The sequence below is a fragment of the Mangrovicoccus ximenensis genome (assembly GCF_003056725.1).
Lineage (GTDB): Bacteria > Pseudomonadota > Alphaproteobacteria > Rhodobacterales > Rhodobacteraceae > Mangrovicoccus > Mangrovicoccus ximenensis.
The window spans coordinates 584257-596947 of the sequence record NZ_QBKZ01000001.1; the positions used below are offsets into that span (position 1 = coordinate 584257).

A 12691-nucleotide genomic window follows, 5' to 3' on the forward strand; every position below is an offset into this window, starting at 1 on the left:
GTTCACGCGCCCCGGAGCGCCTGGCCCACCATCCACAGCGCCCGCGCGCTGCGCAGCCTCAGCAGCGTCACCGCGGCACGGCGCCTTTCGGTGCCGTCCCTCAGCTTCTGCGATCCGAGAACCTTCGGCAGATGCGCCGGCCCCGAGACCGCCACTGCCAATGCCCGCAGCGCCCATTTCGAGCGGGCCGCCGCAGAAGTCCCGTTGCGATGGAACCCTTCGAGGGTGGTGCGCCGCCATTTTTTCGCCAGCGCCGGCCAGTCCTGCCGGGTCGGATGCGGCACGGCCAGTTCGCCGCGATAGACGAGGGCATGGCCTTTTGCCCTGGCACGGAAACACCAATCCATGTCCTCCGACAGGCCCACGACCATCGGCCCGGTCCGTTCGAACACCGCCCGCGAGGTCACCAGGTTCGCCGTGACCGAGAAGCCCTTCTCCTCGATGTAGCTTTTCTGCCAGAAGGCGAAGACCGTCTCGAAGGCCTCTGCCCCCGAACGCGGGGACGGGGTCTCGTCGAAGGTGTCGATCCGCCCGCCGATCACGTCCGCGCTGCCCGCCAGCCTCCGCGCCGTTGCCAGCCAGTCCGGACCCGGCACGCAATCGCTGTCGAGGAAAGCCAGATGGGGGGCACTGGTCTCGGCCACGCCGCGGTTGCGCGCGGCAGCCGCGCCTTTCATGGATTCCGTAACGAAACGTGCCCAGGGGCAGCCTGCCTTCAGCGCGCCCAGATCGGCAGGACTGTCATTGTCGACAACCACCACTTCGACGGCCGCCCCCGCATCGGCCGCCTGCGGTGCCAGGGCGCCAAGACATTTCCCGAGCCGGGCAAGATCGTTGTAATGCGGGATGACCACGGCCAGTTCGGGCGGGGTCGCGGGGGAGGAGTCGGTCATCGGGTTCTCGGAAATCTCCGCCGGGACAGGGACCGGCGCGGCAGGGTTGCACACAGGGGCAATCTGTCAAATCCCGTTCCCGCGGCAAACCCCCCATTATGCCGCCGACATTCCCCGCAGCCCGTGGTCAGATGTCCCCGCCAACCGCCGGGGCGGGTCAGCGGACAAGTGCAAGGGACAAGAGATGGACGAGATTTCCGTCGGCGTGGTGATCGTAGCCTTCAATTCCGGCCAGGAAGCAGTCGACTGTGCCGAGTCGGTGCTGTCGGCCGCGCGGGCCGCCGGGCTGGGGCTGAGGGTCGTCGTGGTCGACAATGCCTCTGCCGACGACACGGTGGCGCGGCTGCGCGGCTGGGCCTCGGGCCAGGTGCCCTATGCGCCGGGCACGCCCCTGCCCTTCCCCATCGCGCCGCTGCCCAAGCCCCTCGCCCTGCCCGAGGGCGGACCCGGCATGGCCCCGGTGGAGGAGGCGCCGGTGGCGCTGATCCATTCCGGTGCCAACCGCGGCTTCGCCGGCGGGGTGAATGCCGGGCTCGCCTATCTGGCACAGTTTCCCGCCATCCGCCACATGTGGGTCCTGAACCCCGACAGCGTGGTGCCGCCCGAGTCGCTCGCGGCGCTCAGGACGCGGCTCGAGGAGGGCGGAACCTACGGGCTGATGGGCGGAAGGGTCACCTATCTCGATCCGCCGGACATGATCCAGATAGACGGCGGCGGGCGGGTGGACCCGCGCACCGGAGTCACCGCCAACGCCAATCTGGGCGCCTCCCATGCCGCCACCCCGTCCCCCCGGACGGAGGAAATGGATTTCATCATGGGCGCCAATGTCATCGCCAGCCGCGCCTTCTACGACCGGGTCGGCCCGATGCGCGAGGACTACTTCCTCTATTACGAGGAGGTGGACTGGGCGATGCGCCGCGGCGACCTGCCGCTCGCCTATTGCGAGGGCCTGCGGGTATACCACCTGGCCGGAACCTCGATCGGTTCTCCGACGCTTGCGAAGCTGGCCTCGCCCTTCTCGCTCTATTTCAAGCATCGCGGGCGGATGAAGTTCGTGCGCCGCTTCCTGCCCCGGGCCAGGGCAACGGCCTATGCCTATACGCTGGCCTATGCGGCGCGCTGCCTGATCCGCGACCGCCAGCCGACGGCGGCCCTGGCCGTTCTGCGCGGTGCATTCGGACTGCCTGCCCCCCGGGCGATCCGCGACCGGCTCGCTCCCGAAGCCTGCCGCATCGCCTTCGGCAAGTGAACGCTCCCGCTTGGTGCAGATGCCGGGCCTCTGGCTGCAAGGCCCCGAACGCAGGGAACGCCCATGCGGCAAGCCTTGCCTTTGAGGGAGGCTCTCAACGGCAAGGCAGCCCGGGGGATTGCCGGAACGCCGCCCGCGTGCGCAGTCCGGTCCCGGCGGCAGGCCACGGCACGGGGCCGCGCGCCGATCTGACGCTCCGGGGGGAATTGCCCGCAGGTGCGTTCCGCAGCTACATGATTTGTGCGCTTCGCCCGCCGCAAGCCGTATCCGGCCCTGCCGTTCCGACAGACCATTGCCCGGCCGGATTGCCGCGCCGTACCGAGGGAGCCCCCAGATGAACACCATGGCAACCCGCCGAGGGCGCGCCAGCGCGATTGCCCAGGCCCCGGACGACAGCCTGTCCATGCCGATCGTGCTGGGGCTGTTCGTGTTCTCGATCACACAGCCCTACCTGTTCAATTTCGGCGGCTTCATCATGGCCCCCTACCGGCTGCTCCTGCTGATCATGCTGGTGCCGCTCGGGATCAACTGGCTCATGGGAAAGTACAACGGCTTCATCCTGCCCGACTTCCTGGTGATCGGACACATGCTGTGGATGCCCGTCAGCATGGCCGTCAACGGCCAGATGTCGGGCATGCCGGTCTATGTCGGCTCCCAGTTCACCGACATCGTCGGGGGGTACCTGCTTGGCCGGGCAGCCATCCGGAACAAGGAAGACCTGATTTTCTTCACCCGCTGCCTGTTGATCGTGCTGATGATTCTTCTGCCTTTTGCCGCCATCGAGAGCTTCGGCAAGGTGATGATCCTCAACGACATCGCCCAGAAGCTGCCCTTTGCGGAAGCGCACAAGCGCACCACCCTGGACTACCCGCCGCGCTTCGGGATGCAACGCGCGCAGACAGCAACTCCACACCCGATCCTCTACGGCATCACCTCGGCGCTGGCCTTCTCGCTGGGCTGGCTTGTGCTGCGCCATGGCAGGAAGCCGGTCAACGGGATATTCGGACGGCTTGCCTGGAGCAGCGGCAGCCTCGGAGGCGCCTTCTTTGCCCTGTCGGCCGGCGGCTGGATGAACATCCTGATGCAGATCGGCTATCTGAGCTACAACCGGATATTCCGCCAGATCGGCGCCCGCTGGAAGCTGCTGCTCTGGGGCGGCGCGGCCTTCTATGTGTTCCTGATCTTCTATTCCGAACGACCGCCCCTTGTCGTGCTCTCCCGCCTTGTCGCGCTCAACCAGGAAACCGCGTGGTTCAGGTACCTCATCTACGAATACGGCAGCGCGGAAGTCGCCCGTCATCCCGTCTTCGGCATGGGCCTGTTCAACGACTATATCCGCGCGCCCTGGATGATCCCCTCCGTTGACAACCACTGGCTGCTGCAAGCGATGCGATGGGGCTATCCCGGCTTCCTCATGCTGGTCGTCGCCGCCTTCTATCCGATCGTGAAACTCGGGCTGAAGAACTTCCGCGGCAACGAGATGCTGTCGGATTTCCGCTATGCGATGATCTTCTCCATGACGTCCTTCTATATCAGCATGGCGACGGTTGCGGTCTGGAACATCCAGTATTCGCTGATCATGCTGATGATCGGCGCCACGGCCTGGCTGATCAAGATCGATCCCCCCGCCCCCGCAGGCGGCGGCAACGAGGCGGACACCCAGGCCGAAGAGCCTGTCCGGAAAGGGCGCTACACCCGGTTTCCCGGACGGGCGTCCGCAGCCGGCAAGGCCTCTCCTGCCCGGGAAATCCCATCGGACACCCCGGCAGCGGCCGCCAGGCGCCCCCGGAGTTCCCGGTGATTTTCTCCTGACCTCCAGCGCCGTGCCGGTCCCGGGCACGGCCTGCAGGCGGCATCCCCTGGCCTCCGGCACGGGTGCCGGGCACTCCAAGCCGGAAGGCGGCACGCCCGGAGACGGTCACGGCAGCGCCGGTGCGGCCGGCCTTCCGCTCAGCCGCCGAGCTCCTCGCGCAACACCCTGCGCAACCGTTCCAGCAGCGCCTCGTCGACCTCCTCGCCGCGAAGCGTCAGGGTGATCTTCCGGCCCTTGCAGGCGGCGCGCATCTCCAGCCCGTCCCGCAGCTTTTCTTCCGGCTCCTGTTTCGCACGCGAAACGCCCTGGACAGACGGCTGCAGGAAAGCTTCGAGAATCCCGAGCTCATCGGCGGCCTCTTCGGGCGGGGCTTCGGCCAGTCGCCGGCGCAGCTCCGCGCCGCCTCCGTCCCGCAGCTTCGCCACCAGCGCCAGTCCCAGCCGTTCGGGAATGTCGACCGGGAAGCGCAGCACATCGCCCAGCTCCTCGTAGAGCGCCACGAAGCTGCCGATCTTGGAACGCTTGGCGCGGCTCGCCGTGGCGAAGAGGCTGCGCAGCGCGGTGGCCTGGTCGGGAAAGACGCCCCGTCCCGCGGTTTCGGCGACCACCCGAGCGCGCTCGTAATAGCTCAGTCCGACCCGGATCTCGTTTCCCTCGATCATGGCGACATAGCTCTGCCCGGCTTCGCCCGCCGGACGGATCAGCGCGCGCAGCCGGGCGAAGCGGTTCTCGCCGGTCTCCTCGTGCAGTTCGCCCAGGGCGCGCAGCCGCCGCCAGCCCGAGATCAGCCCGTAGCGGGCACCGCTGGCATCCTCGGCGGCAAGAGGGGTCACCTCCGCAGGGCTGCGCTGGCCATGGCTGCGGATCGAGGCCTTGAGCGCGTCGAGCTCTTCGCGGTCGAGATGCACCCGGTCGCGCAGCAGGTATCCGCCCGCGATTTCGGCCAGCGGCAGCTCGACGATCATGCGGCCTTCGGCGCGGGCCGTTTCAATCCCCTCCGCCAGTTCCCGCAGCGCGGCCGCTTCGGCCGACTGGCCCGAGACCTTGGCGATCGGCGGGGCAGCGGCGAAGGACAGGCCCTTGGCTTCGGGCGCTGCTGCAGGAGCCGAGGCCAGATGCCCCGGCTGGGCAGGGGTCAGGCGGCGGCGTGCCATGGGCGGTCTCCTTTCGCCTCGCTGTCCGCAGGAACCGGATAGGATGTTTCGCGCGCGAAACGCGCAGGCCAAACGGGCAGTGCCACAGCGGAGGGGGTCCCCCTGCCCTGCCCGGTCATTCTGCGGCCTCCGCCTCTGCGGCGAGCTCGTCACGCCGCCAGGCACCGACCAGCAGACGCTTGAAGGCGGCATAGGTCGCGTCGAAGGTTTCCCGCCCGCGGATATAGGTCTCGCGGTTGAAGTCGCGGTAATCGGCTTCGTAGATGCCGTTCACCTGCTCCCCGGCCTGGCCGACCAGAGCGGTGAAATCCTGGCGGTAGGGCGAGATGAACGGCGTGATGTAGGCCTGCATCAGATTGGCCATCTCCATCTGCTGCGCGGCATCGAAGCGGGTGACCACGGCGCGCACTGCATCCCATTCGAAGCGCAGCTCCGGCGTTCCCAGCGCCCGCGCCGCCAGGTTCTCGCCCTCCTCGATCGAACCGAAGGTGGCATGGAGCATGTCGAAGAACCGCCCCGTGGAATCGAATTCCAGGAAGGAGGCCCCGAGCGGCACCAGCAGGATGTCCGCGGCAGCCAGCGCGTTGATCGTCAGGTAGCCGAGGGCAGGGGGCGTATCGAGGATGATGACGTCATAGGCTTGGGTCACGCCATCGGCCTCGAGCCGGTCGAGGAGCGCGTCCCAGAGCTTCCAGCCCTTGTGGGCCATCCGCCAGACCGGGATCTGGAACTCGGCCCAGTAGAGGTTCAGCTGTGCGCCGATCAGGTCGATATTCGGCCAGTGGGTCTTCTGCGCCAGATCCGGGGCCCGGATCTTCAGCGCGTCGGCCAGCATGTCGTCCAGCGGCAGGGGCGTCTCGCCGCGGCTCATCCGGATCCGGTTCTCGGCCTGCAGGCTCTCGGCATAGCCGCGCGCCAGGAGCGGAAAGACGGTCTGCCATTCATCCTCGACCTTGCCGCCGAAGATCGAGGTCATCGACCCCTGGCTGTCGAGATCGATCACCAGAACCTTGTAGCCGTCGAGCGCGGCGGACATGGCGAGATGCGCGGCCGTCGAGGTCTTGCCCACGCCGCCCTTGAAGTTGGCCACGGCGGTGATCTTGGCGGGAAGTCCCTTCGGACGGTAGGGAAGGTAGGGCTTTGCCTTGGAGCCTTCCGCCGCGAAATGGCTGCGCAGTCGGAGCACCTCGTCGAGAGTGAACCACTTGGCGCCGCCCTCGGTTTCCGAACGCCCTTGGGGGAGGTCGGGATTGGCTTTCAGAACGCGGCGGAAATGCGGCGTCGCGACCGGGATCAGGTATTTGGTGATTTCCCATGTGGAGAACAGCCGCAGGTACTTGCGGCCTTCCGGGTCGAGCCCGCGGGAGATCAGGTCCTGGCGCCCTTGGGCGGCCATCCGTGCGGCTTCCCCGAAGCCGGCGGTTCCGACCGGGGAGCCAAGCTCTTCGAGGGCTGCATCGGGCGAGATGTTCATATAGGGGGGAAGCTCGGGGCCGGGCGGTTTCGGCGGGGCCTTGCGTGCGGGGCGCATGCGGAGTCCTTCCTGGGTGTTGGAGATCCGGATCGCTTTCCGGGATGGTCTGGCTCGATATCGGCAGGGTTGGAATCCAACCACATGCTCTTTTTTTTCCAAAATACACGAAAACGCAGCATGTCAAAGCAAAACCGATATGCGGTCTAATTTTTTATTTTAAATCATTGTGTTGGAGAAACAGGGAATTGCCTCTGCAAGGGCTGCTTCAAGCTTTTCCTGTTAGAATATGAGTTAATATAGTAGTTACGAGAATAGCAAGAATTCCATTAAGAGTTTGTTTTAAAAAAATAAATTCATTTTTTCTTCTGTCCTTGCGATTCCAGAACCACGATACTCCGACTCCAATCAGGCCCCATCACCCATTTTCAGCCATAGCTCTGCTTCAATGGGCATCTGCCAGTACGAGCAAGTTGCAGGTCTGTTCGTCGCGCTCGCCTTGGGCTAGGTTCACCTTGTCGTTCTAGGATAGGAACGTCGCCAAGAGGCTACAAGCATGACACATGGACCCAAGCGGAGCTCTCCTATTGGCGATCACGCCGAGAAGCGGGCGATCCCCAATCATCCCGACCAGCACGATTTAATCGACTGGGGGACCTTCGGACCGAAAGACCGTCGGATCGAACAGTTGGTATGGGAATTGGCGCAGGATTACGGGCTCCGCCTTGTCCAAATTGAAGCGAAAATTCTAAAATCCCTCTATGATTATAAAGAGGAGTTGGCAGAAGCAAGGCAAGGCCAATCAAGTTCCGGCGCTTCCTCAGATCTCCACTCGGAAAGATAGTGAGATTTAGCGCGGAAAATTAATCTACAGTAGGTATGTCGGCTGCCCTCGCCTCAATCCAAGCTATAACTTCATCGCGTACGGGAGCCGATAGATTAATCTCATGCTGATAGTACGCATGCAGTAGGCGTATTCTGTCAAACACCGTAATTTGGCCACTTAGTCCTGCACGTCGAATTTCCTCGGTGCTGATGACGAAAGGAGCAAGTATCCCCGTACTCGGCTGAACTGCTGAGTCCAGATATTTCATCCAAGACACGGCGCTCGGCGTGTGTATCTTGCTCCTCCAATTGGTCCCACTTGCACATTGCAAAAAATACGTGGGAGTAGCCTCTCGGGAATCTGAGAACTCTCGGTAGCAAACGATATCAAGGCCTCCATCGTTGGCTGAATCTGAGGTCCAAGCGTCCAAACGTAGGCTGCCAAGTGTGTTTAGCCGCCCGCAAAGATTCTCAACAATCATGTCAATGTTGACCGCATTGTCCGGAGACCAACCAGCTCTTACCGTACTCCATCCAGGAAGCAACCCCGGGCAGATTTCTTCCGAAACTTTCTCAAAGAGCTCACCTTGCACCGAAAAGTTTTTGTGCCTTTCGGCCCAGTCCGGGTAAAGTTGAAGAATGGAAAGCATCACAAAAAACGCATGAATTGGCTCTGCGCGCCAATCATCATCAAGCTTCAGTCGGGTTGGTCCAATGACTAAACTCGGGGGGGTGCCCCCCCAAGACTGCCTCAGCCTTATTTCAGCCCACCCTTGATCCGCAATCTCGTTGGCTAAATCTTGATCCCCATCGTTACATATCTGCTCTTCGATAAGCAGATCAACCACGTCACTCTTTGACACCTCGGCTTCATCAAAAAGTACCGTAGCCTCCAGCCAATCCGCCAAAGTACATGTCGCGACATTAATTTTATTTACGGATCTTGCAAAGTTTTTACCGGGAATTTTGAGCATGATTAGATTTCAAAAATCTTATTGAGTTGGGCTACGTTCGAAGAAAGTCGCTGCACAATCCTGATAAGTTTTTCATCGCCAGCATAGTGGTGAATCGAAGAAAGAGCCTCCTCGACGTTGTATGCCGCAGTTGTCATCAACTCATAGAGCTCTTCTTGATCGCCTCCCGCAATCACGAATGCCTTCTCCAAGCTCGGTCGCCTAACCGTTCGGAGGTAATCAAGCCCCTCATCGCTAGCCAACACTTTAGAGAACTTATCTACCTGTCGAGAATCAGTAACGACAGGTGCATTCTCATCATCTCCAAACAGCCATCTAGAGTACTCTTTGAGCCTCGGAACAAATTCCTCAGAAATAGGTGGCTGAACTTGCTCAGGAGGGACCTCAAACTTCTCCCTTAGCCCAAGGAAATTTCTTACATCTGTTCGTGCAAGAGATAGGAAAAGGACACTAAACTTGTCCTCAACCTTTCCGACGTCTAGACCTTCCGTTTCCTCCATTTGCATAAGGATCGAGTAGGCAATGTAATTTCTCTGAACAGTAGGGGTTTTACTCCCAATCTGCCTCATTACATCCCGATAGCTAAGGCCGTTTTGATCGATCAGCTTTGCAATGAATTGAGCTTTCTCTGGGGGCGCCCATTCCTTGATTCCGGTAACGTGGCGAAACCCTAGGAATGCATCTACCTCGCCCCTCTCCTCCAGGCGAATGAACGGCACTTCGGAGAAGAGTTTCTCAGGTTCTTGGATGCCTTCGATGATTTCGAGCCATTTGCGAGAAGTTTCATCCCCGTCATATGCTTTTTTTAGCCTTTTCAAGGCTGCTATCCGACGGTTACCCTCGATCACAACCAAGCGGTCGTCACCATGAATCTCTTCTTCAACGCAAAGAACTGCTTCGTGCGCCCAGAAGCCGCTCTCCAAGAACGAGGTTGCAAGTTCTTCAAGAGACCAATCTCGCATCAAGTCGAAGATTTCGTCCTGCGCCAAGTTTTTCTGATGGGCTGATCGACCTAGGCGCGGATTCTTGGGATCCAGTGCGATATGTGACAGATCAGCGTATTCAATTTTTCTCTGTTTCATAGCATTCCTCTCAGCCCAACCCAGCTATCGGCGCTGTATTTGTAGGGTTCTGGCTGCATTTTAGCTCCTCATTTGGAGAGGTTGCTGAAATCAAGTTTGCCGCCACCGCAGAAATAACATCAACGTTAACTGCATTTCCCAAAGCTTTGTATGCCCTAGTTTTACTCGAGGGCAACTGCTTCAAGCCCTCCATGCTTTGCAAGCGCGCACACTCTCTCATAGTCATATATCGTTTTTCCCAAGGAATGACTGGAACCTGACTCGTGGTTAAAGCCACCAAGGACGGTGCGGTTGCTGGGTTTTTAACACGGATGCCGGAAGCTCTGAATTGAATGACCTTGTCCCATAGGGTTCTACTACCTTCCCTCCAATTCCATTCGAACTTTTGGAAGCTAGGCGCAAACTGTCGAACCTTTGGCAGCCAAAGGTCCAATTGATGTTTATTCTGGTCGTAAAATTCCCGATTTTGAAGAATGAATCTTATCTTCCACCTGGGGAACTTAGTTTCACTTCCTCTCGCATACGAAGGGATGCTCGCAAGCTGCTGTCCTTTTGTTTTCCCTTGAAGGCTTGCGCCGAAGCTTCCGGTAAATCGGGATAGACTGTCTTTCGAGGAGGACTTAGGCGTTGTGTCCTCAACAGGATAGTTCGCTCCGAATTCCATGGCCCAAATCGGAAACGACGGCAGTTTCTTGTCTTCAGGGATAATCTGAAGAAACTCTTCCCAGACCTCTAGGTATTTCAAATAATCATCTGGAAGTTTATCTGAACCTACTGGGTTGACATCCAGGATGGAAGACAAGTGTAGTTCTGATGAGGTAACCTCAGGCCAATCGAAAGCGCTGAGGTCTCGCGCAGCAACGATCAAGGCGCGAGGCCTAACTTGAGGAACGCCGAATTGATGCGGCGAAAGCTCGCTAGCTTTCACATCATAACCACGCAATGACAGGCTATCTTGGATTTTCCTCCAAGTCCTACCTTCGTCGTGCCTAATTATATTTGGTACATTTTCAAAGATTAACATCTTGGGCTGATGACGATCCACTACTTTCAGAATGTAGTCGAATAAATCTCCAGAGGTTTCACACTCAAAACCTCTTTGCGACCCCGCCTTTGAAAAGGGTTGACAGGGGAAACCAGCGCACAAAATATCGTGCTCAGGGACATCCTTCCACGCGAAGCGAATATCTGATGCGGGTCGAATACCGTGATTTATGACATAGAGGTCTTGGAGTCCCTTATCCACTTCGCAAGCAAATACGCATTCGCAGCCAACACGGCTCAATGCGAGATGAAATCCGCCGAGACCGCTAAACAGGTCCACAAACCGAAGTTTCTTATTTTCCATCATTTATACGGACCCCCGGGCCATCGTCATTTGGGGCCAGGAACGTTGCACCCATGTTTTCAAGTGCGGCGCGAATGTCTCGTACGGTTCGATCATACGGCTCACGCTTGCCTGCCTCGAAGTCGGCGAGCGTAGCTACTGAAACTCCGGAAAGCTCGGCCAGCTTCGCGCGGGACAGACTCGCACCAACTCTAGCCATCTTGCACTGGATCGGTGTGAGTGCCACGAGATCGATCACCCTGAACATTTTGCCCTTATGTTAGTTCTTTTAACTCATGTTGTATGATCTGCAAGTGGACAATTCGGTGTCGGGTCCCACCGTCACCGATTTGTCTCGGCGCGGTGCTGCCAATCTGCTTGCGAAAAGCCGACACTGCGACGCGTCTGCGCCGGACATGTCGCGTCAGTCTCTCGGAAGCTCAGGAGCCTCTTGCAATCACTGTTGCGGGCCTTTACCGCCAGCACTCCTACCCCAATGCTTGTCGGCTTGCTGCGCGCATGTGGTTTAAAGAGTGGTATGACACCATGAGTGTAGATTTTTGTAGTTATAAAACAATATAGTAGCCAAAAAGTTCGCCACCCTTCGTCTCCGCCATCATGGCTTTATAATCCTGAAATATCAGGCCCTTGCGGGGCGTTGCGTAAACCCCGTCAGTCAGGGTTTACAATTGTGTTTCGTTTCTCGGTCTCCAGGAGCGATGCAATCGCCCGTTCGGCCAGCTTTGCACGGCTCGCCGCAACTGTATAGCGCGTGACTTCCGCCAGGGAGGTATGCCCGCTGATCGCCATGATTTCATGGGCCGTACATCCGGCCTCCGCAAGCCGCCGGCAGGTCGCCTTCCGCAGCCCGTGCGGCGAGAGACCGGCGGGCAGTTTCGCTTCCTGCACCATGTCATGGAACCAGTTCGTGAAGCCCGGGCCCGTGAAGGGGCGCTGTTGCGCAAATCAGCTGATGACCGCATTTCCCCTTTCCCCAGACACACCTATCCTGCGGCCACGGTCATCGGGATGCCGAGAGCCGTGAAGCGGTTGAGTACCGCCGCGCGGATCTGGACTTCGGCAACCTGGCGGTCGAAGTCGCGCGACATGAGCCGCTGGCCGAGCAGCTTCACGCAGTTCATTCAATCGCCGGGGAAAAGGTCCCCCGGACCTTTTCCCGGTCCGGCTCATATCTCCACCCTGCTGCGCCGGTGGTACCCGCTCCAGTTCCGCCAGATCGCCCGGCCGAGGTGCTTTGACGCCCGCAGGATTTCGTTGCGCGCACGGGCTCCGGCGGTGTCCGGCTTCCATGGCCTCGCCGTCCGCCTCGGCGGAATGACTGCCGCCGCGCCGCGGTCGGCGATGGCGTCGTGGCAGGCGCGCGTGTCGTAGGCGCCGTCGGCAGTGACCGTGGCGATTTGCTGATCCGGGCCGATCTGCTTCAGGAGCTCAGGCAGCATCGGCGCGTCGCCGACATTGCTGGAGGTGATCTCGACGGCCCGGATCTCCAGCGTTTCCTCGTCTATGCCGATGTGGATCTTGCGCCGCGAGCCATGTCCGCCATTGGTCCGAGGACAATGGCGAGCACGGCGCTTCGAGGCGCCGTGTTTGCGGCTGTGCCACTCGCCTTCGCCTTCCACCTTGATGCCGGTGCTGTCCACGAGCAGGTGCAGCTGCCCCTTGGATCCGCGATACGGGATGGTCACGTCCAGGGTCTTCTGGCGGCGCGAAAGGGTGCTGAAGTCAGGCACGGACCAGCCAAGCCCGGACAGTTCGAGCAGGCTCGCCACAAAGCCGATTTGGGGTATACCGGCTGGAGCAAAATGAACTGATGCGGTGGATGCCCCATCCAACGCGAAAATTAGCCTCCGGCAAACCCAGTGCGGTTCAAGGCTTGGAGGAC

General features: G+C 60.2%; 11 protein-coding genes and 1 pseudogene. 3 read left to right on the plus strand and 9 right to left on the minus strand.

The features are described 5' to 3' along the window. Positions 1-2: 2 nt before the first annotated feature. Positions 3-893, minus strand: coding sequence for a glycosyltransferase family 2 protein (locus C7T91_RS03310; RefSeq protein ID WP_108258482.1), 891 nt, complete (start codon positions 891-893; stop codon positions 3-5). A gap of 184 nt (positions 894-1077) precedes the next feature. On the opposite strand from C7T91_RS03310, the gene C7T91_RS03315 reads away from it, so the two are divergent. Beyond that, positions 1078-2142, plus strand: a complete 1065-nt coding sequence (locus C7T91_RS03315) for a glycosyltransferase family 2 protein (RefSeq protein ID WP_108257978.1) — start codon at positions 1078-1080, stop codon at positions 2140-2142. 334 nt (positions 2143-2476) lie between these two features. Then, the gene (locus C7T91_RS03320; protein ID WP_108257979.1) at positions 2477-3943 is read left to right on the plus strand and encodes a hypothetical protein; all 1467 of its coding nucleotides are present in this window, start codon (positions 2477-2479) and stop codon (positions 3941-3943) included. A 149-nt stretch (positions 3944-4092) separates the two neighbouring features. Here C7T91_RS03320 and C7T91_RS03325 read toward each other — a convergent pair whose 3' ends face one another. Beyond that, on the minus strand, positions 4093-5109 hold the full coding sequence (locus C7T91_RS03325; RefSeq protein ID WP_161555724.1) for a ParB/RepB/Spo0J family partition protein: 1017 nt from the start codon (positions 5107-5109) through the stop codon (positions 4093-4095). Positions 5110-5224: 115 nt separating this feature from the next. Beyond that, on the minus strand, positions 5225-6640 hold the full coding sequence (locus tag C7T91_RS03330; protein ID WP_108257981.1) for an AAA family ATPase: 1416 nt from the start codon (positions 6638-6640) through the stop codon (positions 5225-5227). A gap of 496 nt (positions 6641-7136) precedes the next feature. Between C7T91_RS03330 and C7T91_RS31345 the strand changes: the two genes are divergently transcribed. Next, positions 7137-7424: a hypothetical protein gene (locus tag C7T91_RS31345; RefSeq protein ID WP_145962759.1), complete on the plus strand. Its 288-nt coding sequence runs from the start codon at positions 7137-7139 to the stop codon at positions 7422-7424. A 19-nt stretch (positions 7425-7443) separates the two neighbouring features. On the opposite strand, the gene C7T91_RS31350 is transcribed toward C7T91_RS31345, so the two are convergent. The 6 genes and pseudogenes from C7T91_RS31350 to C7T91_RS03350 all read right to left on the minus strand — a co-directional run. Then, positions 7444-8379 (minus strand): hypothetical protein, encoded by a 936-nt coding sequence (locus C7T91_RS31350; RefSeq protein WP_145962760.1) that lies wholly within the window; start codon positions 8377-8379, stop codon positions 7444-7446. Between the two features lie 2 nt (positions 8380-8381). After that, positions 8382-9461, minus strand: a complete 1080-nt coding sequence (locus C7T91_RS31355) for a hypothetical protein (RefSeq protein WP_145962761.1) — start codon at positions 9459-9461, stop codon at positions 8382-8384. Positions 9462-9471: 10 nt separating this feature from the next. Next, positions 9472-10809 (minus strand): DNA (cytosine-5-)-methyltransferase, encoded by a 1338-nt coding sequence (gene dcm, locus C7T91_RS03335; protein WP_108258483.1) that lies wholly within the window; start codon positions 10807-10809, stop codon positions 9472-9474. Continuing rightward, entirely contained in the window at positions 10799-11056 is a 258-nt protein-coding gene (locus C7T91_RS03340; RefSeq protein WP_176715476.1) for a helix-turn-helix domain-containing protein, read from the minus strand. Before C7T91_RS03340 ends, dcm begins: the two co-directional genes overlap by 11 nt. Positions 11057-11460: 404 nt before the next feature. Then, positions 11461-11700 carry a tyrosine-type recombinase/integrase gene (locus C7T91_RS03345; RefSeq protein ID WP_108257982.1) on the minus strand — a complete coding sequence of 80 codons (240 nt, stop codon included), beginning with the start codon at positions 11698-11700 and terminating at the stop codon, positions 11461-11463. 92 nt (positions 11701-11792) lie between these two features. Further along, positions 11793-12644, minus strand: a pseudogene (locus C7T91_RS03350) (IS5 family transposase); the annotation flags it as partial. Positions 12645-12691: the final 47 nt, after the last annotated feature.